Source organism: Porphyromonas pasteri, from assembly GCF_014647755.1.
GTDB classification, from domain to species: Bacteria; Bacteroidota; Bacteroidia; order Bacteroidales; family Porphyromonadaceae; genus Porphyromonas; species Porphyromonas pasteri.
In genome coordinates this window covers 67,143-93,379 of the sequence record NZ_BMPU01000001.1, presented here as the reverse complement: position 1 = coordinate 93,379, position 26,237 = coordinate 67,143, and the positions used below count along the sequence as shown (strand labels likewise).

Below are 26,237 nucleotides of genomic sequence, written 5' to 3'. Positions count from 1 at the left end.
TGAGAGGGAAAGGTTACTTACGCTTGTCGAACTCGCTGAGACCCGACTTGAGGAAGTTCAGGTACGCAGAGACGTCTTCGTTAAAGGCGTACGAAGGAGCCAGGGGCTTGCCCTGATGATCCAGCAGGACGTAGAAGGGCTGTGCGTTGGCACCGAACTTCATACGCTGGAAGTAGCTCCACTTATCACCGACGGTGCGGAGCTTGACCTTCTCCCCATTCTCCATGATCTCGATAGGCTCCTTGAGCGGTGCCTTCTCATCGACCATAAGCGTGATGAGGACGTAGTCTTCCTCGAGCATGTGCTTGACGTTGGGGTCAATCCATACCGACGCCTCCATCTTACGGCAGTTCACGCAGCCGTAGCCAGAGAAGTCGATCATCACAGGCTTCCCTACCTGACGGGCATAAGCCATCCCCGCATCGTAGTCATCGAACTTCGCATGGACCTCACCATTATATAGGTTCAGATCCTGCGTGCGGAGGGGTGGTGCGAAGGCACTGATAGCACGCAGAGGTGCACCGACGAGCCCAGGTATCATATAGACGGCGAAGGAGAAAGAGATGATCGCGAGGAAGAGTGCAGGGATAGGCGTCTTCTCCTGTGGTGCATCGTGAGGGAAGCGAATCTTCCCGAGGAGATACAGCCCGAGGAGGATAGCGATCACGATCCAGAGCGAGAGGAAGACCTCACGGTCGAGGATGCGCCAGCCGTAAGCCAGGTCAGCGATGGAGAGGAACTTCAGCGCCAGAGCCAGCTCGATGAATGCGAGGACGACCTTCACGGAGTTCATCCACCCACCACTCTTAGGCATCGACTGCAGGAGGTTGGGGAAGATAGCGAAGAGCGTGAAGGGCAGGGCCAACGCAAGTGCAAAGCCGAGCATCCCGACAGCAGGAGCGAGCATCCCCGAGGAAGAGGTAGCAGCCTGTACGAGGAGCGTACCGATGATAGGCCCGGTGCACGAGAAGGAAACCAGCGCGAGCGTAAAGGCCATGAAGAAGATGCTGATGAAGCCCGAAGCCGAGTCTGCCTTAGCGTCCATCTTCGCTGTCCAAGAGGCGGGCAAGACGAGCTCAAACGCCCCGAAGAACGAGATCGCAAAGATGACGAGGAGGATGAAGAAGGCGACGTTGAAGATAGCGTTCGTAGCCAGATTATTCAGGGCATCCGAGCCGAAGACCGCCGAGACGATGAGCCCCAGTGACACGTAGATCACGATGATCCCGATACCATAGAGCAGAGCGTCACGGATCCCCTTCTTACGGTCAGAGCTTCTCTTGAGGAAGAAGCTCACCGTCATGGGGATCATAGGCCATACGCAGGGAGTGACCAGCGCCACGAGACCACCGAGGAAGCCCCCGACGAGGAGCATCCACAGTGAGCCTTCGGCCTGATTCAGAGCCTTGTCACCATAAGCCTTCAGCTCAGGGATGACGGGGGCCCATAGGTCGGAGGAAGCAAGAGCGGCAGTGTCCTGAGGGGCTACCGATAGCGTATCTACCGAGGCTACGCTATCGGCTGAGGGCTCCCCCAGGCTGGTAGCGGTGGCTTCGGTGGTGGCAGGTGTTTCTTCGGTGAGCTTCGCTGCTGCGGCGTCACCGAGCTTGCCCAGCTCCTTAGGCTGGACAGTGAACTCCCAGTTAGCGGGAGGGAGGCACTGCTCATCGTTGCAGGCCATATATCGGATAGCCCCGACGAAAGCAAACTTCTTGGGGTCTGTGATACGGATCTTCTGACGGAAGGTGACCTTACCGCTGAAGAAGCGCAGGGTCATCTCGAAGTTGGGGTCATACTTCTCTATGGGCTTCTGCGTGGAGGTCAGGCCACCGACGAGTTCAGCCCCCTCGATCTTATCGACGAGAAGGTGCGTAGGCGTCGGGCCACCCTTAGGGAGCTCCGTGCCGTAGAGATGCCAAGGATCCTTGACCGTAGCTGTGAAGACGAGGACCTTCTCCGTAGGAGACTTATCCTCTACTGAGCGCGACCAAGTGACAGCATCGCGAATGACCTGAGCGTTGAGCCCCATCCCCAGAAGGAGGATAGATAGGCCCAAGACGAAGCGACGCACCGCCGAGAGGGAGGGGCGCAGGGGAGCAAAGCTCCGTGTCTGTTGGTTCATTGTGAAGATTGATTTTATGTGATTAACGGTTAGTTCTTCTTTGACCTTGCTGCGGGACTCTTCGCTGCGCGAGGGCGAGGTGCCGTGCTCTTGAGAAGCTTGCGGAAGAGTGGAGGGATGGGCTGACGGAAGTCAAGGAGCTTCTTCGTCACGGGGTGAACGAAGCTCAGACGCGTCCCCTCAAGTGCCACTCGACCGAGGTCCTTCTCGGGCGAACCATTACGCCAGTCCCCGACGATAGGGAGGCGCAGGGCTGAGAGCTGACGGCGCAGACGGTTGTTGCGCCCTGCGAGCAGGGATATTGAGAGCAGCGTGCGGCCATTGCCTTCGCTGATGACATGCCACTCAGCACGGCCTGCAGCCTGATCCTCCTCCGAGCGAGGAGTGGAGCGGGTCGCACGTGACTTCTTCGCACCCGAATCCTTGCCTTTACCCTTCTTCTCTTCGGGGGCGGGAGGCATCAGGATACCCTCAGACTCCCGAGGTGCCCCCTCAAGGACTGTAACGAAGAGCTGCTGACGGACGTAGTTCTGCCAGTGGTCACTGAGCTCACGCTGGAGGTCAGCACTCTTAGCGAAAACGACAAAGCCCGCACAATCCTTATCTAGTCGATTGATGTGGTAGACCTTCGCTAGCGGATTGAAGCTCTTGAGGTGCTCCGACAGCAGGCGCAGAGCCGTCTTATCCTTCTCCTCACCACTTGCTACCGTAGGCAGACCAGCCTCCTTGTGAATGACCAGCAGGTACTCATCTTGGTAGAGGATCTCGATCTGCTTATGCGTAAGCGTCTTCGGTAGAGGAGCAGGATGGATATTGACGGTATCGCCAGGCTGGAGAGGCGCATCAAACTGCGTCGTCGGCTCTGTACCGATGGCGATGAAGCGGTCATGCAGGAGTTGCTTGACCGTCGTGCGGCTCTTATCGGGAAGAGCCTCAATGAGGAACGCTAAGAGCGTCGTCGGATGGCCAGCATCGACATGAAGGCGCAGCAGGGGCTTTCGCCCACCTGGCACCGCGATGCGCTCCGTACGGACGGGCTGCTTAGGGGTGGATATAGGGGTCATGTTTTTAGTTCTTTTTCTTTTCGTCCATATAGAGCAGGACGTTGCCATAGATCATATAGACCAAGCCCAAGGCCAGGAATACAAGCCAAGCACCCCGGCCGAAGGAGTCAAAGACTCCGAAGCGCGCTACTGCCGAGAGCAGGAAGAGCAGTCCAGAGAAGACTCCCATACGAGCTACACGTCTCAAGAGGCGCGAAGCATCCCGCTCGGGAGCTAACACGTAGTACAGACCATACCCTACAGCCCCAAGACCATAGAGGACATCGAAGAGGCGATGCTCCGTGAGAGCCAGCGCAGCGCCCGAGATGATGAGCAGGACACTGACGATATAGAGGTACTTATACTTTACTTGCATAGAGCCTTAGTACTTAGTGCTGAGCTGCAGTAGCCGTGTCAGGAGCGAGGACGAAGACCTCTTCACCGGGCAGATGCATGTAGTACTGCTCACGGGCGATACGCTCGATATGCTCACGGTTGTCACGGATATCGCTGAGACGAGCACTGTCTGCCTCATACTGCGGGAGATAGCGATTGTACTCCTCTTGGATAAACGCTTTGCGGCGCTGATTCTTCACATAGTGGAATAGACTATTGTTCCCTAAGAGGAAGGTGAAGATGAAGACAGCCACCCCAGCCAGGATATATCGGAGGGCTGGGTAGCGCTTATTACATGTCGCTATCGTGGTAAGGAAGCGCTGCAAGCGCTCCATAAAAGTGGGCTTAAGCTCGGTCATTATCTGTTGGCAGAGGGTCGCAATACGACACAATAATATAGTGCTAAAATACACAAAAGCGCAGACTTGTTCGATTCGCATCTAAGACGCGTCTCACATCCCCACCTCTAAGCAGTGGATATTAGCTCAGATATCTCGTCCTTCGCTCCTCGGATAAGGAGATGCTTTTCCTGCTCTTAGAGCCCCTTTCAACAGGCCCACAAAAGTCCCTGTAACAACGGAACATAGAGCACTACACAGAAGGAGGAAAAACGAAGCAGTACTGGTCACCGATCTGACCAGTACTGGTCGCATCGCGAACCAGTAGTGGTTGATTATAGTGACCAGTACTGGTTCGCGCGGTGACCAGTACTAGTTCATCTACCCCCTTATTAGAGTGGGCTTACACCCTGTATCTGAGCATCCTCCGGACGAACTGCAAGTATGCCCTATATATAGGTGATCGGGGGCTTGGCAAAGCAGGCACTAATTCGTAACTTAGCAGGAGAATTATACACGACTTCGCAAGAAGGGGCTTCCTCTATGAGTCCAATGATCGTGCGGAGCCTGACCACAATGAAGCGACACTTAGCATGAGTTACCTCAAGTTCGACCGCCGACTCATGGCCAACCTCGATGAGTCCACCCAGCGGGAGTACATACGTACCAACCGCAAGGGCGCCTATTGCTGCTCCAGCATCGTAGGCTGTAACACACGCAAGTACCACGGCGTCCTCGTCATCCCCGTCCCCGAACTCAGTGAGAACAACCACGTACTGCTCTCCAGCCTTGATCTGACGATCGTGCAGCATGGCGTGCCGTTCAACGTCGGTATCCATGAGTACGAAGGGGACATCTTCAGCCCCAAGGGGCACAAGTACATCCGAGAGTACAATGTCGACATCGCCTCCTCGACGACCTATCGTGTCGGAGGCGTGGTACTGCAGAAGGAGTTCCTCTTCTGCCATTACACCAATAGGATGCTGCAACGCTACACGCTCCTTGAGGCCCACAGCCGCACGACCTTAAGACTCTCTCCCTTCCTCGCCTTCCGTGACGTAAAGATGCTCACGCATCGCAATGATCAATACCACGGAGACTATGGTCAGGCTAAGTCGGGGGTCACCTTCTGCCTCTATCCAGGCTATCCTACGCTCTACCTCCAGCTATCGAAGGCTCATAACTTCGTCTCTGACCCACACTGGAATGAGCGTATCGAATATATCAAGGAGCGCGAGCGTGGCTACGAATACACTGAGGACCTCTACGTCCCCGGCTACTTCGAGGTAGACATCGAGGTCGGCGAGTCGATCTACTTCTCAGCTGGCGTCGAGGAAGCTGATCCAGATACCTTGGCTCAGCTCTTCGCTGAGGAGCGGAATATCCGCACCCCCCGCGATGACTTCCGTAGCTGTCTGCTGAATGCCGCTCTACAATTCTACTACCGCCCCGACGCTACACATGGCTACCTGCTGGCAGGCTACCCTTGGTTCGGTGTGCGCGCTCGCGACCTCTTCATCGCCCTCCCTGGGTGTACCATCTATGCCGATGCTCCTGAGCGCTTCTACCGTATCATGGACACAGTGCTCCCAGATATGCGAGCTTTCATGCGACAGGAGGGCATCTCCAAGGAGATACGCAACATCAACGAGGGAGACATCGGTCTCTGGGCCATCTGGACGCTACAAGAGTATGCCCGCTGGTCCAGCCTCCCCGACATGGTCAGCCGCTATGGTGACTTCCTCGATGAGCTGATACACTATTATCTACGCAACGTACACCCCAACCTCCGCATCGATGATAACGGGCTGTGCGTGATGACGGGAGACGGGCGTCCCCTCTCATGGATGGATGCGAAGGTCAATGGTCAGGCGGTCGTCCGCCGTGAGGGCTATCTCGTCGAGGTCAATGCCCTGTGGTATAATGCCCTGTGCTTCTGCCGCGAAGCCCTTCCCCAGAAATGGACACCTGAGCTCGAGGAGCTGCTGGGGCGTGTACAGCAGAGCTTCTGCGACACCTTCATCAATCAGCACGGCTACCTCTTCGACTACGTACACCCCCACTCCTCATGGCGTGACTGGAGCGTGCGTCCGAACATGGTCTTCGCCACCTCACTCCCCTACTCGCCTCTACCTAAGGCCACCCGTCGCTCCGTCCTCGAGATCATCACTCGTGAGCTACGCACGCCGAAGGGACTCCGCTCCCTGAGCCCAAAGAGCGACGGCTACCAGCCTCAGTGCCACGGCACGCAGTGGCAGCGTGAGCAGTCCTACTACAACGGCTCCGTATGGCCTTGGCTCCTCGGTCCCTACTTCGAGGCCTGCATCAAGCTCTATGGGCGCAGTGCTATCTCCTTCATTGAGAACACGCTCATCGGCATGGAGGAAGAGCTCCAGCAGCACGGCGTAGGCACCGTGAGCGAACTCTTCGACGGCAACCCACCCTTCAAGGGCCGTGGGGCCATCTCCTTTGCGATGAGCGTCGGAGAACTACTTCGCTCACTTGCCCTACTCGAAGAGGCTAAGAGTAAGTACGACACACAGATCCTCCCCATAATTAGATACGAATGAAAGCGCTCATGTTCGGGTGGGAGTTCCCACCACACATCCTCGGTGGTCTCGGTACAGCCAGCTATGGCTTGACCCAGGGTATGGCAGCCCAGGGCGATATGGAGACGACCTTCGTCATCCCCCGCCCCTACGGCGATGAGGACAAGAGCTTCCTCAGGATCATCGGTGCGGGAGACACCCCCGTCGTCTACCGAGACGTCACCTATGACTACGTCCGTGATCGCCTCGAGGGGAAGATGGATCCCGAGCTCTACTACCGCCTACGGGATCATATCTATGCGGACTTCTCCTACCTACCGACGAATGACTTGGGCTGCTTTGAGTTCTCGGGGAAGTACCAAGACAACCTCCTCGAGGAGATCAACAACTACTCCATCGTAGCAGGTGTCATCGCCCGCAGTGAGCCCTTCGATATCATCCACTCACACGACTGGCTGACTTATCCAGCGGGGATCCATGCCAAGCAAATCACCGGTAAGCCCCTCATCGTACACGTCCACGCCACGGACTTCGACCGCAGTCGTGGCAATGTGAACCCCACGGTATTCGGTATCGAGATGGACGGGATGAACCACGCTGACCACATCATCACCGTCAGCGATCTCACCCGCCGTACCGTCATTGAGAAGTATCATCAGGATCCAGCCAAGGTCACGACCGTGCACAATGCGGTCACGCCACTGGCCCCCTCGATCCTCGCACTCCCCGACCGCCGTGGTGTCCGCGACAAGGTCGTCACCTTCCTCGGGCGTATCACGATGCAGAAGGGCTGTGAGTACTTCGTCGAAGCCGCAGCGAAGGTCCTGGAGCGCACGCAAGACGTCCGCTTCATCATGGCCGGTAGCGGCGACATGATGGATGCGATGATCCGCCTCGCCGCAGAGCGCAACATCTCCGATCGCTTCCACTTCACGGGCTTTATGAAGGGCCAGCAGGTCTATGAGGTCTTCAAGGCTAGCGACGTCTACGTCATGCCCTCCGTCTCAGAGCCCTTCGGCATATCGCCCTTGGAGGCGATGCAGTGTGGAGTCCCCTCGATCATCTCCTACCAGTCGGGGTGCGCCGAGATCCTCAACTACGCCGTCAAGGTCGACTACTGGGATATCGACGCTATGGCCGATGCCATCTACGCACTTATCACCTATCCCGAGATGCACCGCTTCCTCAAGGAAGAGGGGCTTCGGGAAGTCAACAGCATTACTTGGGAGGCAGCTGGACGTAAGGTCCGCGCCATCTATGATCGCTACGTCCGCTAATCACTACACCGACATACCCGCTATCCGTTATGAAAAAGATATGCCTCTGCTTCCAGATACATCAGCCCTATAGGCTGCGTCGCTATCGCTTCTTCGACATCGGCAACTCCCACTACTATACCGATGACTACCTCAACGAAGAGGTCTTCGAGCGCATAGCTGACTCGTGCTACATCCCTGCTAACCACATGCTCCTCGAGCTACTGAAGGCCTACCCCGACTTCCGTGTAAGCTTCTCGATCTCGGGTCTGGCTCTTGAGCAGATGGAGTACTACAAGCCGGCACTGATCGATAGCTTCAAGGAGCTCGCCGCCACGGGACGCGTGGAGTTCGTCGCTGAGACCTATGCGCACTCCGTCGCCTCGCTCTATGATCCCGTAGAGTTCAGAAATCAGGTACGCATGCAGCAGACGAAGCTACGCGAACTCTTCGGTATCGAGCGCTCTCGCGTCTTCTGCAATTCAGAGCTCATCTACTCCGATGAGATCGCCAGCGAGGTGGCAGCAATGGGCTACGAAGGGATTATCACCGAGGGCGCTAAGCACATCCTCGGCTGGAAGAGCCCGAATTACCTCTACGATGCAGCTGCAGAGCCTAGCACCAAGCTCCTGCTACGCAATGCTCCTCTTTCGGAGCTGGTGACGAACCACTTCACCAACTACGGCTCTCCCGAGTATCCCGTCACCGCCGACAAGCTCCTCGGACGAGTCAAGTGGCTTCCCGAAGGAGAAGACTTCACGCTCCTCTACATGAACTATGAGGTACTCGGAGCGATGCACCGCCGTGAGTCGGGGATCTTTGAGTTCTTCAAGGCGCTGCCTCTCTTAGCTCCCGACTATGGTGTGGGCTTCGCCACCCCATCAGAGCTACTTGACGAGCATAAAGCCATCGCACCGCTTACCGTAGCTTCGCCTATCAGCTGGGCAGGAGAAGAGAAGAGTACCAACGAGTGGAATGGCAACATCCTCCAGCACGGTGCCCTCGAGAAGCTCCGTCAATGGGGCGAGCGTGTGCACGCCCTTGAGGATCGTAGTCTCCTACAGGACTGGCTCTATCTGCAGAGCGCTGACCACTTCTACTATATGAATACCATCAACTGGGGAGGCCATCCCTTCAGCCCTTATAACTCGCCTTACGATGCGTTCAACAACTATATGAACGTACTCAGTGACCTCCTTCTCCGCGTCGAGGAGCAGGCACCGAGCAGTATCGAGACCGAAGAGCTGAACTCCTACCAGCAGACGATCCACGCACAGGACGAGCGTATCGCCGCCCTCGAAGCTGAGATCCGTCAGCTCAAGGGAGCTAAGGACAAAGCCTAAAGCCCCCAGTCATTCATCACAATTATGTCTAAGGACCTACACTTAGAGAATATCCGCCGCGAGTACACCTCGCTCAGCCTCAGCCGCAAGGACCTCCCAGCCGATCCCCTTGAGATCGTCAGCACATGGATCGACCAAGCTATAGAGGCTAAGGTCAACGAACCCACTGCCGTCATCGTAGGGACAGCGACTCCTGAAGGACGTCCCAGCATGCGCACCGTACTGCTGAAGGAGGTCCTCGAGGGGCGCTTCGTCTTCTACTCCAACTACGACAGCCGCAAGGGCAAGCAGATAGCAGCCAATCCCCACGTCGCTCTGACCTTCCTCTGGCATGAGTTCGAGCGACAGATCCACATCGAGGGGACTATAGAGCGTCTACCAGCTGCTGAGAGTGATGCCTACTTTGCTATGCGCCCCTACAAGAGCCGTGTCGGATCACGCATCTCCCCACAGAGCCAGCCCATCCCCTCACGCGAGTACATCATGATGCGCTTCGCTGCGGAGAGTCTCCGCTTTGTCGGGCGCGAAGTACCCCGCCCCGAGAACTGGGGAGGCTTCGCCGTGACACCCTCGCGTATCGAGCTATGGCAAGGACGTGATAGTCGTCTGCATGACCGCTTCCTCTACGAGCTACAAGAGGACGGTACATGGAGCCTTGAGCGCTTAGCACCTTAGTCCCCACGACGATGCCGCCTGCCACCGATTCGATCCGCGCCTTCCTTGACTACCTCAGCCACGAAGCTGCCGCCTCGCCCCTGACCATCGAGACCTACCAGTCCGACCTCAGGAACTTCACGGCCTATGCTGAAGAGCGTCTAGGTGAGCCGTTCGTGCCCTCCGAGGGCGACCTCGACTTGGTGCGTGGCTGGCTATCGGTCAAGCTCGACGAGGGGCTGAAGGCCTCGACGGTGGGGCGATGCCTCACCTCGATCAGGAGCTTCTACCGCCACCTACTGAAGACGGGGCAGATCAAGCGCAATCCCATCCAAGCCCTCCGCCCCCCGAAGGCTGCACGCCCGCTCCCCGTCTATGTACCTACCGAAGATATGGAGCAGATGCTCTCGGAGGAGGTCGACCCGACGGACTGGCGAGCTGTACGCGACCACCTCATCCTCACCATGCTCTATGAGTGTGGCCTACGTCGCTCAGAGATCGCTGGTCTACGTGACCAAGCTGTCGACACCACCGAGCGTCAGCTCAAGGTCTTAGGTAAGGGGCGCAAAGAGCGTATCGTCCCCTTCGGCAAAGGTCTTGCCGAAGAGATCGAAGCATGGCGTCACCTGCGCACCTCTATCTTCGGCACGACGGAGTCCTTCTTTGTCGGCAGCAAGGGCACGCCGATGGCTCCCCGTGCCGTCTATCAGGTGGCACATACGGCACTCGCTACCGTCCCCAATCTCTCCCGCCGAGGTGCGCACGTCCTGCGCCACACCTTCGCTACCGACATGCTTAACTCTGGAGCAGACCTCATGCTCCTACGCGAGCTCATGGGTCACAGCTCCGTCTCCACCACCGTACGATACACACATACCTCCTTCGAGCAACTGAAGAAGCTCTATGCGGCACATCCACGGGCAGCACGTACGCCCCGTGATGATCGCCCTGACGACGATTGACCACCGTCGCCCAGCTTGCTCGAAGCAAACACAGCTGCCGATGTATAGCTACCGTTACCCTTTTCTCTACCTCCTTCTCCTCACCTTCCTCCCTATCTGCGCCTCTGCCCAAGTATGGCAAGCGGACTTCTCCACCGAGGGCACGCCCACGGAGAAGCACTGGCGCTATGACCGAGAGCTCTACCATATCACAGGGGGAGCCCTGCATCTTTCCGTACCCAAGGAGCCTCCACGAGGTAGTGCCACACTCGCTACGGACATCCTGCTACCCAAGCAACCCATCTGGCGCGGACAGGTGAAGACCGACCTCATCCCCACAGCCTACAACCATGCAACGATCCTCCTCTGTGCTATCAAGCCATTGGCGGAAAAGAGCTACGAATATGTGGCATTAGACTTCGGACAAGGAGGTCAGCAGTGTATCAATCTAAGGCGGGTGAGGGTTGGACGAAGCGATAGCCATCCCACAGAATTCATACTCAGCCCTCTTGGGCGCCCACTTATCAGCAGTCCTATCCTGCTGAACACCTCGGGTAGCTGGGACTATGATGTCCGCTACAGTGCCGAAGCTGGCTGGCAACTCTACCTACGAGAAGCGGGCAGCGAACAAGAATGGGAGCTCATCGGCGAGGAGGAAGACTTCCGCCCCACCCTCCCTGAGAAGAACACCTTCGGTATCAGCTGTACCTTCACCAGCACGCACCATACGGGTTGGCACTTCCGACAGCTCCGCATCTACCCTGCGAGCGAGACTGATCCCATAGGAGGCGAAGGCACTCCACCTCGACCAGAGCCTGTCCCAACACCCACACCTACTCCCCGTCTACTTCTCTCCGAAGTCATGCCACACCCCAAGGCAGGCTGTCCCGAATACATCGAGCTATACAATGCCAGCGACTCCCCTTGTGAGCTCGGAGACTATGCACTGGCGGCAGGGCGTGACGGGTCATCTTACAAGATCACACCCCTCCCGCCACGCACTATCCCCGCAGGTAGCTACATCGTCGTGACGAAAGATCCCGATGCCTTAGCAGCTGCTTACCCCGATGCTCCTCGGGAGACCTTCGTGAAGGCCAGCCTTCCTCGCCTACTCAATCAGAGCGGACTCATAGGCCTTCTCCTCGGTGATGACGGACTGGTAGTCGATCTTCTTCACTACGACAGTAGCCTCCTCCCCAAGGGGTTGAAAAGCAAGGCGGGCATTGCCCTGGAGCGAAAGGACTTTCAAGCCATAGAAGAGGCAGGCAACTGGCATGCCGCAGCCCGTTCGGCTGGCTTTGCGACTCCAGGGCAAAAGAATTCTTCCCCAGAGGAGGGCGGCGGCAACCAAGATGACACTTCGCGAAAGCGTCTATCAGACGAAGAGCTCTTTACTCTACTGGATAGCTCTCCCGATGGGGAATGTCACTTTACTCTTTATCGACTGACGGGTGAGCTTCTCGCACGAGGTACCTCTCTCGCACGTGACTCTTGGATCCAAAGCCTCCGCACGATGCCCGCTGAAGCCCTTCGAATCATCGGAGTCTCCGCCGAAGGGCCTCTACTCCTACACATCAAATTGACCCGTCCCGACGGCACTCGCCTAGAGCGCTCTCTACTCTTCCGAATCGTAGGCCTTTAAAGGGGCCGTAACTAGTCCAGACTGGGACAATGTACCCCAGTGCTGATACTCATTTACAAGAGGGGGTAGTAGCAACCTATATTGGCCGCTGGGTGGAGCTATATGGGATGGCGAAGAAAGCTATATAGCTTTGGACTGATTCCTATATAGCTTTCGGTGCGAAGCTATATAGCTTTGAGAAGTGACCTCTATTAGATTGTTGCTCCGCGTAGGGATAAAAGTTGTGGACGAGTGGAAGATAAGTTTGGGCTACGTACGTGGCTCTAATATCTACGTACGTGGATATTTGGATTTACGTGCCTAGTCTTTAAGACTACGTACATAGATAGAAGAATTCCACTACGGGAAGGTGCTTTTTTCTTCACGAGAAGGACACTTTTCCCTCTGCAGGATAAGAGGAATACTCGCGGCAAAGCGAAGGGCTTGTGTATCACTTCGGAGACGCATGTCGGGGAGCTGGACGTGCGATGCTCTCAATATAGATTCACCATCCCCATCACGAAGGCGGCAAGGCTAGTACTTAGCTTGCTCTTTTTACGCTCTCCCTTCTGAGAGCTTTCAAAGGGAGGTAAGATGATGGTTTGGTGTGAGAGGGCGACTTCCTCAGCCTCAAGAGTGTACTCTAAAATTTAACCTGAGAGCCCCACCGTTCAGCCATGGCAAGGGAAACATATCGGTGAGAAGTAGTAATTTTGTGGGCTAATTAGGTAAGTCTGCCCTCATCCCAAGTAAAGGATCTTGAGAGGCCGATGACACCGACAGCATACGTTATATATAGAGATATAGAGCACATGGGCAAAGTCATCGCATTAGCCAATCAGAAGGGCGGAGTGGGTAAGACCACGACCGCTATCAATCTGGCAGCTTCCTTAGCCTCCCTTGAGAAGCGCGTACTCCTGGTCGACACGGACCCGCAGGCCAACGCCACTTCGGGGATCGGCATCGATGCCTCTCAGATAGGCAAGACGATCTACGAATGCCTCTGCTCCGGCCTGCCTGCTACGGAGGCCATCACGAAGACGGTCGTCGACGGCCTTGACCTCTTGCCTTCACACATTGATCTGGCGGGGGCAGATCTCGAGCTACTGGAGCGCTCGGAGCGTGAGTATATCCTCCGCTCTGTCCTCGCACCCATCCTCGACCGATACGACTATATCCTCATCGACTGCTCGCCCTCGCTCGGCTTGATCACTGTCAATGCTCTCGTAGCAGCAGACTCCGTGCTCATCCCCGTGCAGTGCGAGTACTTCGCACTCGAAGGGATCTCTAAGCTCCTCAACACCATCCGTATTGTACGCCAGCGCCTCAATGCACAGCTCGATATCGAGGGCTTCCTCATGACGATGTACGACAGCCGTACACGCCTAAACAACCAGATCTATGAGGAGGTCAAGTCCCACTTCAAGGGTCTCGTCTTCGAGACCGTCATCCAGCGCAACGTAAAGCTCGGCGAAGCTCCGAGCCACGGCCTCCCCGCCCTACTCTACGATGCCGATAGCCGTGGAGCCATCAACCACCTACAGCTGGCAGCCGAGCTGATCAACAAGAATAAGTAGATGTCCGCAGCAAAGAATAAGAATGTCCTGGGCCGTGGCCTGGGGAACCTCCTCGGAGGAGAGACTGCATCAGCAGCCCTCCAAGGCACCGTTTCTATCCAAGAGCTTCCGCTGGAGAAGATCGCTCCCAACCCCGATCAGCCCCGTAAGCACTTCGAGCAAGAAGGCCTCGAGGAGCTCGCAGCCTCTCTGCGTGCTCTCGGTCTTGTACAGCCTATCACCGTACAAGCCCTCCCCTCTGGCTCTTACCAGATCATCTCGGGTGAGCGTCGCTGGCGCGCTGCTCAGCTGGCTGGGCTGAAGACGCTCCCCGCATACATCCGCTCGACACAGGAAGGCGAACTGCTGGAGCTTGCTCTCATCGAGAACATCCAGCGCGAAGACCTCAACGCTATCGAAATAGCCTTGGCCTACCAGCAGCTCATCGAGCAGCACAGTCTGACTCAGGCAAAGCTCGCTGAGCGCGTCGGGAAGAAGCGTGTCACCATCAGCAACTACATCCGCCTGCTCCAGCTCCCCGCTGAGATCCAGCTTGGGTTGACGCAGCGCCTCATCGATATGGGACATGCCCGAGCCCTCCTGCAGGTAGAGGATACCGAGCGTCAGATCGAGCTCTACAACCTCATCATCACCGAGCACCTCAGCGTCCGTGCTGTAGAGGAGCTTGCCCGCGCTATCGCCGAGGAGCCTGATGCTACGCCCCCCCCCACACCACAGTCACAGCAGCCTGCGAAGGCTGAGCGCAAGGACTTCAAGCTCCTTGAGCGCCACTTGGCTCAAGTCTTCTCGTCAAAGGTTACCCTCCGCTGCTCCGCTTCGGGTAAGGGTAAGCTCACGATCCCTTTCTCTGGTGACGAAGACCTCGAGCGCATCATGCAGCTCCTCGAGCGTATCCAGCAGTAGCTCTACAGCAAGCCTCATCGCCCTATGCGCATCCGACTCCTGACCGCCCTCTTCTCCCTACTGATCCTGCCCCATGCCACGGCCTGGAGCCAGGAGTCCCCCGTGCCGACGACCCATGATATGCCTTCGCTCCTCTCTGCGAGCGACAGCGTCGCCCCCAGCACGCAGGAGCCGCTTCCCAGCTTTGAGAAGCAAGCTCTGAAGATCCAGCAGCAGGCGCTTTGGCAGCCCAACTCCACCAAAGCTATCCTCTGGGCCTTCCTCCCAGGTGGCGGGCAGATCTATAACCGCAAGTATTGGAAGCTCCCCATCGTGTGGGGTGCCTTTATGGCCTGCTACTACTCCATCACGTGGAATAACCGCCAGTATCAGGAGTACCACGCAGCCTATCGTGACCTCTCGGGGCCCGATCCCGAGCACAACACCTCTTGGCTTGTCTTCGCCCCTACTGGTGCGCAGGCCTCCGACTACCAGCAGTACCAGTCCTCACTGCGCTCCACGCTCAAGCGAGGCAATGACTTCTACCGCCGCTATCGAGATCTCAGCATCGTCGCTACGGTTCTCGTCTACGGCCTCTCCATCCTCGATGCCTATGTCGATGCCGAACTCTATACCTTCGACATAAGCCCCGACCTCTCTCTACGGGTCGTCCCCGAAGTGGGATTCCCTAAGCTCGGTCTTCCCTCCTATCAGATGGGAGTGAACTGTAGCCTCACCTTCTAAATCCCTCCCCGATGAAGCTTCACATCAAGCTCCTCTCGGCAGCCTTCCTCCTCTTCCTCTCGGCATCCAGCCTCTCCGCTCAGGTGGATAGCACGCGACGCGCTGATCGCATCGCTTCGCCCTTCACCCTGGCCTCTGCCCTTCTTGATCCCATCACCCTCCCCACCTCGCTTGATAAGGACGTGGAGAAGATGCTGGAGCAGTGGTACACCGGCTATGGCAATGCTACAGGTAAGAGCACAGGCTCCCGCTACGGCTCCGTGTCCGTCCCCTACACACCAGACAGCGTCTATGTACGCATGCTCAACAAGATGCCCTCGGCGATGCGATTCAGCTACAACCCCCTCGTACGTGAGGCGATCGAGCTGTATCTCTTCAAGCGCCGTGGCCTCCTGAGCTCCATGCTCTCCCTCGGAGATCTCTACTTCCCCGAGATCGAGATGGCTCTCGATAAGAATGGCCTCCCTATGGAGCTCCGCTACCTCGTCATCGTCGAGTCGGCACTCAATCCTAAGGCCATCTCTCCTGCTGGTGCCGCTGGCCTCTGGCAGCTCATGCTCCCGACGGGTAAGATCTACGGACTCACGGTCAATAGCCTCGTCGACGAGCGTATGGACCCCGTCAAGAGCACCGAGGCAGCCTGCCGCTTCCTCAAGGATCTCTACCGCATCTACGGTGACTGGTGGCTCGTCCTCGCTGCATACAACTGTGGCCCTGGCAATGTGAACCGTGCCCTTCGTCGTGTGAACACTGATCGCCCCAACTTCTGGGACATCTACCGCTACCTGCCGAACGAGACGCGCCGCTATATACCCCTCTTCATCGGGGCTTACTTCGCGATGCACTACCACCGCGAGTACGGCATCTACCCTCGTCAGCTGGGTCGCCCACTGGCTACGGACTATTACACGGCGAATCATCGCGTTACCTTCGATCGCATCTCCGAAATCACGGGGGTATCGACGGACCTGATCTCGACGTTCAACCCACAGTTCCGTCGCGGGATCATTCCAGGAAACGATACACCCTATCCCGTACGTCTCCCCCTCTCCGCCATCCTCAAGCTCGACAGCGCAGGGAGCGAAGTGAATTCGCCCGAGCTGCGTGTGAACCTCGAAGGGCCCAACAACACGGCATCGACTCGCTCTGCGACGAGAAGCCAATCCTCCAGCGAAGAGGAAGGATCTGTCACCGAAGAAGAGCAGCCCACCCGCCGCACCCGGGGTCAGAAGGCAGAAGCCAAGCAGCAGACGACGACCACAGCTCACGTCGTCACCACAGGTGAGACGCTCTACTCCATCGCCCAGAAGAATGGCATCAGTGTAGAGGAGCTCAAGAAGAGCAATAACATTACTTCCGATAAGCTCCGCCCTGGGCAGACGCTCCACATCACCAAGGTCTCCAAGGCTTCATCCACGGCAAGGGCCTCCAAGAGCTCGAGGGGACATAGCAACAAGAGCCACAGCTCGAAGAAGAGCCGCCGTGGCAGACGCTAACAAGAGATACAATACAACAAGCAATAGCTTCATAACAATCAAGCAATGAAACAGCCAACATTAGTCGTCCTCGCTGCAGGTATGGGTAGCCGCTACGGTGGCCTCAAGCAGCTCGACGGAGTCGGTCCCTCAGGGGAGACCATCATGGACTACTCGATCTTCGATGCCATCCGCGCTGGCTTCGGCAAGGTCGTCTTCGTCATCCGCCGCACCTTCGAGCAGGAGTTCCGTGAGAAGATCATCTCGAAGTACGAGCACAAGATCCCTGTTGAGGTCGTCTTCCAGGATCTGGACAAGCTCCCCGAAGGCTTCACTGTACCCGAGGGCCGCGAGAAGCCTTGGGGTACGAACCACGCCGTCATGATGGCAGCAGAGGTGATCAACGAGCCCTTCGCCGTGATCAATGCTGACGACTTCTATGGCCGCCACGGCTTCGCAGCTCTGGCTGACAAGCTTCGTAGCTTCTCCGACAGCCACGACAAGTACTGCATGGTCGGCTACCGCGTAGGCAATACGCTCAGCGAAAGCGGTACAGTAGCACGCGGTGTCTGCGAAGTAGATGACAAGGGCTTCCTCACGGGTGTCGTCGAGCGCACCTCTATCGCTCGTCGCCCTGATGGTAAGATCGCCTTCACGGACGAGAACGGTCAGGAGCAGCTCCTCGAAGAGAATACTCCTGTATCGATGAACATGTGGGGTTTCACGCCTGACTACTTCCAGCACTCAGAGAAGCTCTTCTGCCACTTCCTCAATGAGCAGAAGGCTAATCCTAAGTTTGAGTACTACATCCCCCTCGTAGTCAATCACCTCGTCGCAGAAGGCACCTCTACGGTAGAAGTCCTTGACACGCCTGACTCTTGGTTCGGTGTCACCTACGCCGAAGACCGCCCCGATGTCGTCGCCAAGCTCGCAGCTCTGGCCTCTACGGGCGCCTATCCCGAGAAGCTCTTCTAAGGCAACACTCCTACTATAAATTAGATACCGATAGCTCACCCCATCGTCTCCACATGCTCCTTCGGTAGCGTGTGGGAGCGATGGGTAGGCTACGGCTACCCCCTACGATAGGCATGGACTTTGTGCGCCTCGAGCCCCTGGCGAACGTCAGCTATATCACCGAGCTTGTCATCTGGCTACTCACCCTTCTTGTCTGGGTCTACACCCCAGGCCTCATCGGTGTGGCGCTGGAGGCAGGTCGGCAAGCCAACCCCGACTCGGGGGCAGTATATATCTCGCGCTTCGTCTCCTACGGACTCTTCCGCTTCCTCGTCTATGTCTTAGGCAGCCTCTCGACGGGGCTGACGGTCCTGAGGCTTCTGAGCCGCGAAGGGCTGATCCTGCAGGGGGACTATATAGGTCTCCTCACCACGCTGGCAGCGCTCTTTGTGGGGATGTACCTCTTCCTCTATATCCGCTCGCTCTCCTTCAAGCTCTGGCGCTATATCCTGCTTGACAATCTCTCTGGAGGCCTCTTGGCACAAGACTATTTCTTCCAAGATTGGCTGCGAGCTCTACTGATGGCACTGGTCTCCCTCTTGACCTTTGCTCCCCTCTCCACGATCACTCTTTGGGCCATTGCGGCAGGGGTCTTACTCCTGGTTCAGTTCCTCGGTATAGTACAAGTCATACGCCGTCTGACACAGGGTTCCACAGGCTCCCTCTTCCTTTTTTTGTACCTTTGCGCCCACGAAATTGCTCCCTTCCTTTACGTTATAGGGCTGAGCATCTCCTTTTCGAGGGGTGATCTCCTCCTTCCCACTACGTTTCAATGAGTATTAAGACGATCCTAATCTCTCAGCCTCGACCCGAGTCGGGGAAGTCCCCTTACTATGATATCGCTGCGCGCTACGGAGCCGAAGCTACGTTCCGTGCATTCATCGAAGTCGAGTCGGTGACTCCACGCGAGTTCCGCAATCAGAAGGTGAACATCCTTGATCATACGGCGATAGTCTTCACCTCGCGAAAGGCTATGGAGCACTTCTTCCAGCTCAGCGAAGAGCTCCGTGTCACCATCCCCGAGGATATGAAGTACTTCTGCATCAACGAGCAGGTAGCCAACTATCTCCAGAAGTTCATCGTCTACCGCAAGCGCAAGGTCTTCTATCCCGAAGCAGGAGGACAGGCGGAGCTGGTAGCGATCATGCAGAAGCACAGCAAGGAGCTCTACTTCCTCCCCATGGCTGAGGATCACAAGAACGATCTCATCGACCTCTTGACGTCCAAGAAGCTTCAGTTCACTAAGGCGATCATGTACCGTACTGTCAGCAAGAAGTTCACCGCAGCTGAGAAGAAGGAGAAGTATGATATGATCATCTTCTTCAGCCCCGCAGGTGTGGCATCACTGCTTGCCAACCACAGCGACTATAAGCAGGGCAAGGTCCTCATCGGGGGCTTTGGTCCTGCCACGTGCCAGGCTATTGAGCAGGCTGGTCTGCGCCTAGATCTCTCCGCTCCTACCGATGGTGCTCCCTCGATGGCGATGGCTCTCGAGCAGTACCTCAAGGAGAAGAACAAGTAGGTCGCTCCCCAGAGAGCGAAGCATTCGCTGATCGTGGAAGATCTCACCACCACTCCCCTACGCTATACGCTTAGCAAAGAAGAGCGTCTGCATCTCAAGCGAGATGTAGACGCCCTTTTTGCTTCGGGTCATGCCTTCATCGCCTACCCACTTCGGGTCGTAGTGAATGCGACTCCTATCGGGGAAGACGAAGAGCCCAGCTGTGCCATCCTCGCCGTAGCGGCGAAGAAGTACTTCCGTCGAGCCAATAAGCGCAACCGCGTCAAGCGCCTCATCCGCGAGAGCTACCGCCTACGTAAGCACCGCCTCCTTGATCTGGCCAAGACGCAGGGCCTGCACATCCACCTCGGTCTCCTCTCCGTAGCGAAGGAGCTCCCCACACAGGCCGACGTCAATCGCGGTATGGACAAGGCGCTCTCCCGTATCTGTGAGGAGCTGACGCCCAAGGCAGAAGAGCCAACTAACGAAGAAGCATGAAGCGTGTACTCGACTTCGTCAAAGCCCTCCTGACGAAGCTCCTTCTTCTCCCCATCTACTTCTACAAGGGAGCGATCTCGCCACTGACGCCCCCCTCGTGTCGCTTCACACCCTCTTGCTCAACCTATGCCATCGAGGCACTTCGTAAGCACGGGCCATTCAAGGGGCTCTACCTCGCTGTGCGTCGTATCCTGCGCTGTCACCCCTGGGGTGGTAGTGGCTACGACCCCGTACCTTAGCGACATCTATCTCCACCATGACCGAGCAGCTCGCCCCCTATATCGACCTGCACACCCACCACGTACGCTCCACGCCCGACACCGTAGAGCTACTGAGCTGCTACCTCTCTGAGGTGGACACGCTCCCCTCCCACGACTCCCTCTACTACAGCGTAGGTCTCCACCCTTGGCGAGCGGAGGAGCTCCGAGAGGAATCCCTCCCCTTACTTCGCAAAGCCCTACAGCTTCCCCGCGTCATTGCCTTAGGTGAGGCGGGCTTAGACAAAGCCACGAAACACACCACTCTCGCCGAGCAGCTCCCGATCCTTCGCGCACAGATTCTCCTTAGCGAAGAGCTGGAGCTTCCCCTCATCCTTCACTTGGTACGCGCTCAAGACGAACTTCTTCGCCTTCACCGTGAGCTCCAGCCCAAGCAACCCTGGATCATCCATGGCTTCCGTGGCAGACTTGACCAAGCACGTCAGCTCCTACACGCTGGGCTCTACCTTAGCTTCGGCGAGCACTTCCGCCCCGATAGTCTGCGAGAAGCTCATGCAGCTGGGCAAGCCTTCTTAGAGACAGACGATGCCCCTGAGCTATCTATTCAAGCCGTCTATCAGGCGGCATCCAAAGCTCTTGTTCTGGACGAATCCACCCTTCGCAAGCAGCTCTATACCTCCGCCAAATACCTCTTCCCCACACTTCTCTAAGCTAAGAGAGCTACCCTCCTCCATCCCCTTTGGAAGAAATCTCCATGAGGCAGGTGAAGCATCCTATATTGGTCACCGAGCTGACCTATATTGGTTGCTCGTCCGACCTATATAGGAGACTGTTGCGGCAGAGTCCTATCCTCTATTTAAAGTGCTAAGGCATCGCGCGCCCAGCTCCCCGATATAGCTCTCCGAAGTGATACACAAGCCCTTCGCCTTATTGCGAGTATTCCTCTTATCCGGCGGAGGGAAAAGTGTCATTCTCGTGAAGGAAAAAGCACCTTCACGTAGTGGTTTTCCTCTGTCTATGCACGTAGTCTTAAAGACCAGGTACGTAAATCCAAATATCCACGTACGTAGATATTAGAGCCACGTACGTAGTCCAAACTTATCTGCCACTCGTCCACAACTTTTATTCCTACGCGGAGCGACAAACTAATAGAGGTCACTTCTCAAAGCTATATAGCTTTCTTCGCCATCCTATATAGGTTCACAGCACCTCCTCAGGTGGATACCTTGATAGCCTTTAATTCCTACCAAATTTCTCTTCTATGGGGGCACTACTTGCGAGAGTCGTCGGTGTCACCTTCGGTGCGGGGCCTTAGGGTCGGTTGCTTCTTCGTATCTTTGCAAGCGATAAGCGGACAGGAGCTACCCGAGCAGAGCGCTCAGGATAGCTGCTGGCCATTGTATTTACTAAGAGACAAACCGAACTTCAGCCAATGAATGTAGCTATAGTCGGTGTCAGTGGAGCCGTCGGACAGGAATTCCTCCGTGTCCTCAGCGAGCGCTCCCTCAAAATTGACCGATTAGAACTGTTCGCCTCCGAGCGTAGCGCGGGGAAGAAGATCACCTTCCGTGGGAAGGAATATACGATACGCCTGCTTCAGCACGGCGATGACTTCAAGGATATTGACGTGGCCTTCGTCTCGGCTGGTGGGAGTGTATCCCTCGAGTACGCAGAGACGATCACCAAGCACGGCGCCGTGATGATCGACAACTCCAGCGCCTTCCGTATGCAGGAGGATGTCCCTCTCGTCGTACCTGAGGTCAATGCTGCCGATGCCCTCGTGCGTCCCCGTGGTATCATCGCCAATCCCAACTGCACGACCATCCAGATGGTCGTCGCCCTGAACGCCATCGAGCGTCTCAGCCACATCCGCCGTGTCCACGTAGCCACCTATCAGGCGGCCAGCGGAGCTGGGGCCCGTGGTATGGCCGAGCTGGATGACCAGATCAAGGCCATCGCACGAGGCGAAGAGCCCGAGGTGAAGAAGTTCGCCTACCAGCTCGCCTACAACCTCATCCCTCAGATCGATGTCTTCGGCGACGATGACTACACGAAGGAGGAACTGAAGATGTACCACGAGACGCGCAAGATCATGCACAGCGATGTGCAGGTCAGCGCTACCTGCGTCCGTGTCCCCGTGACTCGCGCCCACTCCGAGGCGATTTGGGTAGAGACGGAGAAGCCTCTCTCGCTGGACGATGTCCGTGAAGCCTTCCGCAAGGCTCCTGGTGTAGTCCTGCAGGACGACCCTTCGGATCAGGTATATCCCATGCCGCTCTTCATCGCGGAGAAGGACCCCGTCTATGTAGGTCGTCTGCGTAAGGACCTGGCGACGCCCAATGGCCTCACCTTCTGGTGCGTCGGTGACCAGATCAAGAAGGGAGCAGCTCTGAATGCCGTACAGATCGCCGAATACCTCGCTGCACAGGGCAACATCGGCAAGAAGTAAACCGAGACCTTACTACTCATAGCAATGAACTTATATAAGAGCATCGAAGACCTCCAGGCCTTCGTAGCGGCGGAGCGTGCACAAGGGCATCGCATCGCCTTCGTCCCCACCATGGGGGCACTTCACGCTGGACACCTGAGCCTCGTCAAGCGAGCTCTCAGCGAATGCGACCGCTGCATCGTCAGCGTCTTCGTGAATCCCACACAGTTCAACGATCCTCGAGACCTCGAGACCTACCCCCGCACGCTCGAAGCCGACAGCGAGCTCCTCGCCTCGGTCGGCACCAGCGCACTCTTCGCTCCTGAGGTCAGCACCATCTATCCCGAGGAGGATAAGCGCACCTTTGACGTCGGCGCCGTAGCCGAAGTCATGGAAGGCCGCTTCCGTCCGGGACACTTCAATGGTGTCATGCAGGTCGTCTCCCGCCTCTTCGACATCGTCCGCCCCGACTGTGCTTACTTCGGGGAGAAGGACTTCCAGCAGATCTCCGTCATCCGCGCTATGGTCCATCTCATCGGTAGCCCCGTAGAGATCATCGCTTGCCCCATCGTACGCGAAGCCGATGGTCTGGCACTCAGTAGCCGCAATGTGCGCCTCACACCCGAGGGCCGCGCAGCCGCTCCCGCTATCTACCGCATCCTCTCTGAGAGCCGTAGCTGGGCACACGAGCTGACGCCTGCCGAGCTCATCGAGCGTGTGATCCGCGAGATCAATGCCGTCCCTACCCTACGTGTCGAGTACTTCGAGATCGTCGATACCGACAGCCTACAGCCCATCGCATCCTGGAGCGATAGCCCTGCCCCTCATGGCTGCATCACCGTCTACTGCGGAGAGGTGCGCCTGATCGACAATATCGCTTACCACTAAAGGATGACCTCAGCAAAGAAACTCCTACTCCTCAGCGGTGCTGTGCTTGCCCTTAGCCTTGCAGGTTGCGGTACGCGTAAGCCCAAGGTGGTAGAGCAGCCCGTAGAGCAGATACCCGTTCCCACGCCAGCTCCCGTAGAAGAAGCTCCTACGCACTGGACTCGCCCCACAGGCGACTCCATCCGTGAGGAGATGCGCGCCGTATGGCTCACTACCGTCTACGGCCTCGACTGGCCCCGTGATAAGGCGGATACGCCCGACGGTGTGCGCCGCCAGAAGGAGTCGCTCCTGCGTATCCTCGACCGCCTGCAAGCCGATGGCTACAACACGGTCTTCCTCCAGCTCCGCCACAGCGGTACGGTCATCTACCCCTCCGACTACGAGCCCCTCTCCACGCGCTTCGCTGGCGAAGGCTTCTTCGGAGACTACGATCCCGTGCGCTTTGCTATCGAGGCTTGCCACGCACGTGGTCTGAGCCTCCATGCTTGGCTCGTCACCTATCCGCTCTCGTCCTCCAAGCGAGCTCCTCACCCCATCCTCACGGATCACCCAGGCTGGGCGATCCCTCACAAGGGCTCCTATCACCTCGATCCAGGACGTCCCGAGGTACGCTCGTACATCGCGCATCTGACGGCTGACCTCGTGCGACGCTATCCCGTCGATGGCGTGCACTTCGACTACTTCCGCTACCCCGAGGGAGCAGAGCAGTTCGCAGATGGTGGCACCTATATGCGCTATGGCTCGGAGTACGAAAGCAAGTCAGCTTGGCGACGCAACAACCTCACCCAGCAGCTCCGCGAGGTACGTGACTCGCTCCAGAGTATCGGCTCGCATGCACTGGTGAGTGTAGCGCCACTGGGCAAGCTACGTAAGATCGCAGACCTCGGTCGCTCGCATGGCTGGACGGCCTACGAGTCCGTGCTTCAAGATCCCGAGACGTGGGGTCGTGAGGGGCTCGTTGACTTCATCGTCCCGATGATGTACTACCGCGATGATCTCTACAGCCCCTTCCTGCGCGAATGGAAGGAGCAGGTCGCACGCTATATCCCCGTCGTGGCAGGGCTCGCACCCTACCGCGTGGAGGAGACGGGCTGGCCTGAGACGGTCATCGAGGAGCAAATCGAAGAGGAGCGCGAAGTCGGTCTCTCTGGCGTATGCTTCTTCCGCGAAGCGCATACGGGAGCCCGCTTCCCAGCGACGCGCCGCATCATTGCCGAAGCCTTCCGTCCGACAGCTCTCCCCCTTGCCTTCGCTCGTGGGAAGGCATTCCAAGCAGCAGCGCCTACCGAGCTGGCTCTCAAGCCTGCAGGGCGTGGCGAAGTCATCCTCTCGTGGCAGCAGCCCGAGGCATCGAAGCACCTTCCGCTGACGTGGCGCCTCTGGGTCATCACGACCGATGAGAGCGGAGCAAAGCATGCGACGCTCCTCGCTCCTCGCCTCACCTCCCCACAGTGCAAGCTCGTAGCATCGGACTTCAACGGCAGTAGCTCCATTGAGTTCGGCGTCGAAGCGGTAAATACCTTCGGCGTAGCGACCCCCTGCACGTCTGCGCTCACTATCAGCCTTCCCGACCTCAAGGCTCTGGCTGGTGGGAAGTAGCATGAACCTCTACCTCCATATCCCCTTCTGTGCAAGTCGCTGCTCGTACTGCGACTTCTACACCCAGACGGGGAGCCGTCTCCGACGAGACTTCCTCGATGCCCTCATCAGGGAGCTTTACCTTCGCCGTGTGGAGCTCCCTGATGGCGCATTGATAGACCATATCTACTTCGGTGGCGGCACTCCTTCGCTCCTCACTCCTGAGGAGCTGACTCGCATCTTCGACACCATCACCGAGCTCTACCCGCTGACGGGCACGGGTGAGGTAACCATCGAATGCAACCCCGATGACGTCACGAAGGAGTATGCCCAGGCTCTCGACTCGCTCCCTATCAACCGTGTCAGCATGGGCGTGCAGAGCTTCCACGCCGACGACCTGACGTTCCTCAACCGCCGTCATAGTGCTGAGCAAGTCTTCGCCGCTGTCGAAGCTCTACGCCATCATGGCATCGACAATCTCAGCCTGGACCTCATCTATGGCCTGCCTGGTCAGACCGAGGAGCGATGGTTCACGAACATCCGCACCTTCCTCTCGCTCGGCGTCCCCCACCTCTCCGCCTACCACCTCATCTATGAGGAAGGCACCGCGCTCACACGCCTTGTCGAGCGAGGCAAGGTACAGCCCGTGTCGGAAGAAGCCAGCCTGCGCTTCTTCGAGATGCTCATCTCCGAACTCAAGGCGGCGGGCTACGAGCACTACGAGATATCGAACTTCGCCCTCCCCGACCGCTACGCACGGCACAACACAGGCTATTGGCAGGGCGTCCCCTATCTGGGCTTGGGCCCGTCGGCGCATAGCTTCGACGGGGTACGTACCCGCTCGCACAACATCGCCTCACTCACACACTACACCCGTGCACTCCTCGAGGGAAGGCGCGACTACGAGACCGAGCACCTCAGCGACGAAGAGCTCCAGCACGAGTACATCCTCACCCGCCTTCGCACGCAGTGGGGCATCCCGCTCGGAGACTATGCGGCACGCTTCGGTGAGCGTGCCAAGCGGGAACTCATACAAGCCGCAAGCGAACACCTTCACCGAGGTCAACTCACCCAGAGCGATGATACCCTTCGCCTCACTCCCGAAGGTATCTTCGTCTCCGACGGCATCATCGCCGACCTCTTCCTCTAAGTAGCCACTTGCCTCGCAGGC

The 26,237-nt window shown here is 57.4% G+C and carries 24 protein-coding genes; 20 read left to right on the top strand and 4 right to left on the bottom strand.

Annotated elements, in window-relative coordinates; genetic code table 11:
- Nucleotides 1-13 precede the first annotated feature (13 nt).
- The 4 genes from IEX77_RS00430 to IEX77_RS00415 form a co-directional block, all read right to left on the bottom strand.
- Nucleotides 14-2,071 carry a protein-disulfide reductase DsbD family protein gene (locus IEX77_RS00430; protein WP_373287883.1) on the bottom strand — a complete coding sequence of 686 codons (2,058 nt, stop codon included), beginning with the start codon at nucleotides 2,069-2,071 and terminating at the stop codon, nucleotides 14-16.
- Nucleotides 2,072-2,151: 80 nt separating this feature from the next.
- Complete coding sequence (locus IEX77_RS00425; protein ID WP_188807153.1) at nucleotides 2,152-3,186, bottom strand: pseudouridine synthase; 1,035 nt, start codon at nucleotides 3,184-3,186, stop codon at nucleotides 2,152-2,154.
- A 4-nt stretch (nucleotides 3,187-3,190) separates the two neighbouring features.
- Complete coding sequence (locus IEX77_RS00420; RefSeq protein WP_060935086.1) at nucleotides 3,191-3,541, bottom strand: hypothetical protein; 351 nt, start codon at nucleotides 3,539-3,541, stop codon at nucleotides 3,191-3,193.
- 13 nt (nucleotides 3,542-3,554) lie between these two features.
- The gene (locus IEX77_RS00415; RefSeq protein WP_229770750.1) at nucleotides 3,555-3,920 is read right to left on the bottom strand and encodes an FtsB family cell division protein; all 366 of its coding nucleotides are present in this window, start codon (nucleotides 3,918-3,920) and stop codon (nucleotides 3,555-3,557) included.
- Between the two features lie 572 nt (nucleotides 3,921-4,492).
- On the opposite strand from IEX77_RS00415, the gene IEX77_RS00410 reads away from it, so the two are divergent.
- The 20 genes from IEX77_RS00410 to hemW all read left to right on the top strand — a co-directional run bounded on the left by IEX77_RS00410 (nucleotide 4,493) and on the right by hemW (nucleotide 26,216).
- Nucleotides 4,493-6,469, top strand: a complete 1,977-nt coding sequence (locus tag IEX77_RS00410; protein WP_188807151.1) for a glycogen debranching enzyme N-terminal domain-containing protein — start codon at nucleotides 4,493-4,495, stop codon at nucleotides 6,467-6,469.
- Nucleotides 6,466-7,725: a glycosyltransferase family 4 protein gene (locus tag IEX77_RS00405; RefSeq protein WP_188807149.1), complete on the top strand. Its 1,260-nt coding sequence runs from the start codon at nucleotides 6,466-6,468 to the stop codon at nucleotides 7,723-7,725. The genes IEX77_RS00410 and IEX77_RS00405 overlap by 4 nt, the downstream gene beginning before the upstream one ends.
- A gap of 29 nt (nucleotides 7,726-7,754) precedes the next feature.
- A complete protein-coding gene (locus IEX77_RS00400) occupies nucleotides 7,755-9,047 on the top strand; it encodes a glycoside hydrolase family 57 protein (RefSeq protein ID WP_188807147.1) in 1,293 nt (430 codons plus the stop codon).
- A gap of 24 nt (nucleotides 9,048-9,071) precedes the next feature.
- Nucleotides 9,072-9,722 (top strand): pyridoxamine 5'-phosphate oxidase, encoded by a 651-nt coding sequence (pdxH, locus tag IEX77_RS00395; RefSeq protein WP_188807145.1) that lies wholly within the window; start codon nucleotides 9,072-9,074, stop codon nucleotides 9,720-9,722.
- 11 nt (nucleotides 9,723-9,733) lie between these two features.
- Complete coding sequence (locus IEX77_RS00390; RefSeq protein WP_188807143.1) at nucleotides 9,734-10,663, top strand: tyrosine-type recombinase/integrase; 930 nt, start codon at nucleotides 9,734-9,736, stop codon at nucleotides 10,661-10,663.
- Nucleotides 10,605-12,284, top strand: a complete 1,680-nt coding sequence (locus tag IEX77_RS00385; RefSeq protein ID WP_188807141.1) for a lamin tail domain-containing protein — start codon at nucleotides 10,605-10,607, stop codon at nucleotides 12,282-12,284. Before IEX77_RS00390 ends, IEX77_RS00385 begins: the two co-directional genes overlap by 59 nt.
- Nucleotides 12,285-13,075: 791 nt before the next feature.
- Nucleotides 13,076-13,840: a ParA family protein gene (locus tag IEX77_RS00380; protein WP_009432319.1), complete on the top strand. Its 765-nt coding sequence runs from the start codon at nucleotides 13,076-13,078 to the stop codon at nucleotides 13,838-13,840.
- Nucleotides 13,841-14,743 (top strand): ParB/RepB/Spo0J family partition protein, encoded by a 903-nt coding sequence (locus IEX77_RS00375; protein WP_188807139.1) that lies wholly within the window; start codon nucleotides 13,841-13,843, stop codon nucleotides 14,741-14,743.
- A gap of 24 nt (nucleotides 14,744-14,767) precedes the next feature.
- On the top strand, nucleotides 14,768-15,466 hold the full coding sequence (locus tag IEX77_RS00370) for a DUF5683 domain-containing protein (RefSeq protein WP_188807137.1): 699 nt from the start codon (nucleotides 14,768-14,770) through the stop codon (nucleotides 15,464-15,466).
- 11 nt (nucleotides 15,467-15,477) lie between these two features.
- Complete coding sequence (locus IEX77_RS00365; protein WP_188807135.1) at nucleotides 15,478-16,962, top strand: lytic transglycosylase domain-containing protein; 1,485 nt, start codon at nucleotides 15,478-15,480, stop codon at nucleotides 16,960-16,962.
- Nucleotides 16,963-17,007: 45 nt separating this feature from the next.
- Entirely contained in the window at nucleotides 17,008-17,916 is a 909-nt protein-coding gene (locus IEX77_RS00360; RefSeq protein WP_188807133.1) for a sugar phosphate nucleotidyltransferase, read from the top strand.
- Between the two features lie 113 nt (nucleotides 17,917-18,029).
- Entirely contained in the window at nucleotides 18,030-18,731 is a 702-nt protein-coding gene (locus IEX77_RS00355; RefSeq protein ID WP_188807131.1) for a DUF4271 domain-containing protein, read from the top strand.
- On the top strand, nucleotides 18,728-19,477 hold the full coding sequence (locus tag IEX77_RS00350; protein WP_188807129.1) for a uroporphyrinogen-III synthase: 750 nt from the start codon (nucleotides 18,728-18,730) through the stop codon (nucleotides 19,475-19,477). Before IEX77_RS00355 ends, IEX77_RS00350 begins: the two co-directional genes overlap by 4 nt.
- A gap of 33 nt (nucleotides 19,478-19,510) precedes the next feature.
- The gene (locus IEX77_RS00345) at nucleotides 19,511-19,954 is read left to right on the top strand and encodes a ribonuclease P protein component (RefSeq protein ID WP_188807127.1); all 444 of its coding nucleotides are present in this window, start codon (nucleotides 19,511-19,513) and stop codon (nucleotides 19,952-19,954) included.
- On the top strand, nucleotides 19,951-20,193 hold the full coding sequence (yidD, locus tag IEX77_RS00340; protein WP_044114178.1) for a membrane protein insertion efficiency factor YidD: 243 nt from the start codon (nucleotides 19,951-19,953) through the stop codon (nucleotides 20,191-20,193). Before IEX77_RS00345 ends, yidD begins: the two co-directional genes overlap by 4 nt.
- A gap of 17 nt (nucleotides 20,194-20,210) precedes the next feature.
- Nucleotides 20,211-20,882: a TatD family hydrolase gene (locus tag IEX77_RS00335; RefSeq protein ID WP_188807125.1), complete on the top strand. Its 672-nt coding sequence runs from the start codon at nucleotides 20,211-20,213 to the stop codon at nucleotides 20,880-20,882.
- A gap of 722 nt (nucleotides 20,883-21,604) precedes the next feature.
- Nucleotides 21,605-22,621: an aspartate-semialdehyde dehydrogenase gene (locus tag IEX77_RS00330; RefSeq protein ID WP_188807123.1), complete on the top strand. Its 1,017-nt coding sequence runs from the start codon at nucleotides 21,605-21,607 to the stop codon at nucleotides 22,619-22,621.
- Between the two features lie 24 nt (nucleotides 22,622-22,645).
- Nucleotides 22,646-23,488 (top strand): pantoate--beta-alanine ligase, encoded by an 843-nt coding sequence (panC, locus tag IEX77_RS00325; protein ID WP_188807120.1) that lies wholly within the window; start codon nucleotides 22,646-22,648, stop codon nucleotides 23,486-23,488.
- Nucleotides 23,489-23,491: 3 nt separating this feature from the next.
- Entirely contained in the window at nucleotides 23,492-25,087 is a 1,596-nt protein-coding gene (locus tag IEX77_RS00320) for a glycoside hydrolase family 10-like protein (protein WP_188807118.1), read from the top strand.
- 1 nt (nucleotide 25,088) lies between these two features.
- A complete protein-coding gene (hemW, locus tag IEX77_RS00315; protein WP_188807116.1) occupies nucleotides 25,089-26,216 on the top strand; it encodes a radical SAM family heme chaperone HemW in 1,128 nt (375 codons plus the stop codon).
- The last annotated feature ends 21 nt before the right edge of the window (nucleotides 26,217-26,237 follow it).